The organism is Mesorhizobium sp. M7A.F.Ca.US.014.04.1.1 (assembly GCF_003998745.1).
GTDB lineage: Bacteria > Pseudomonadota > Alphaproteobacteria > Rhizobiales > Rhizobiaceae > Mesorhizobium > Mesorhizobium ciceri.
Map to the genome: position 1 here is coordinate 1 of NZ_RZRW01001132.1, position 996 is coordinate 996.

The window sequence follows — 996 nt, forward strand, 5'->3', positions numbered from 1 at the left end:
GACGAGGTCGGCTCGTTCAAGGAGCGCGCCGACATGCAGATCTGGTTGACCGAGTGGATCAATCGATACGTGCTGGCCAACCCGGCCTTTGCCGACGACAAGGCGCGCGCCAAGCGCCCGCTTGCCGCCGCCGAGGTCCAGGTGGACAGCGTGGAGGGGCGGCCGGGCTATTATAATGCCCGCTTCTATCTGCGCCCGCATTACCAGCTGGAGGGCATCAACGCGTCGCTCCGACTGGTCTCGGAACTACCGTCCGTTAAGACTTGATCGCAGCAACGACAACCTGGTTTTTTGAAAGCGGTGGAGAAACACAATGCCGACTACGAAGATTGATGGCTTCCTGAAGGTTCCCGATATCAAAGGCCCCAGCACCCGCGACGGCCACGATGACGAGATTGAAATCCATGGCGTCGACTACAAGATGGTCGCACCTTATGATCCCAATTCGCTGTCACGCCGTGGCCGCGTCTCCATGGGGATGATCAAATTCACCAAGCACTACGACAAATCATCGCCCTATCTGAAAAAGGCTTTGTTCGAAAACAAGGCCCTTGATGAGGTGGTGTTCTCGGCCCGCCGGACCATCGATGGCGAGACCAAGGATTACCTGGTCGTTACCCTCACCGACGCCTCGATCATGGAATACGACATGTCGCAGGCCGAGGATGAGGAAGACCTGATCCAGGAAGAGGTCAGCTTCGCCTACAAGAAGATCAAATTCGTCTATGACGGCAATGATGAAGCCGAAATGGATGTCTATGTCGGCAAGTGAGGTTCGGCGACCCGGCGCGGGCATGCAGCAGACCACTGGCAGCTTGCGGGCGAAAAGCGAAGCCGTCCAGCCGTCGCTTTGGGATCGTCTCGTCAATGATCTGCCGGGCCTGACCTCGGAAATAGACGGGCTGCGCCATGTCCTGCTCGACGAGCTTGGCGCGGACCGTCTCGACACACTCGTTGCCGGCAGCACGCGTGCCATCGACGCCGATGTGGTACTGA

At 58.4% G+C, this 996-nt stretch carries 1 protein-coding gene and 2 pseudogenes; all 3 read left to right on the forward strand.

What is annotated here, in order from left to right:
- Positions 1 to 267: pseudogene (locus tag EOA22_RS35055) on the forward strand (type VI secretion system contractile sheath large subunit); the annotation flags it as partial.
- Positions 268 to 313: 46 nt separating this feature from the next.
- Complete coding sequence (locus EOA22_RS35060; protein ID WP_013525307.1) at positions 314 to 772, forward strand: Hcp family type VI secretion system effector; 459 nt, start codon at positions 314 to 316, stop codon at positions 770 to 772.
- A pseudogene (locus EOA22_RS35065) lies at positions 759 to 996 on the forward strand (type VI secretion system baseplate subunit TssE); the annotation flags it as partial. The gene EOA22_RS35060 and the pseudogene EOA22_RS35065, both read left to right, overlap by 14 nt.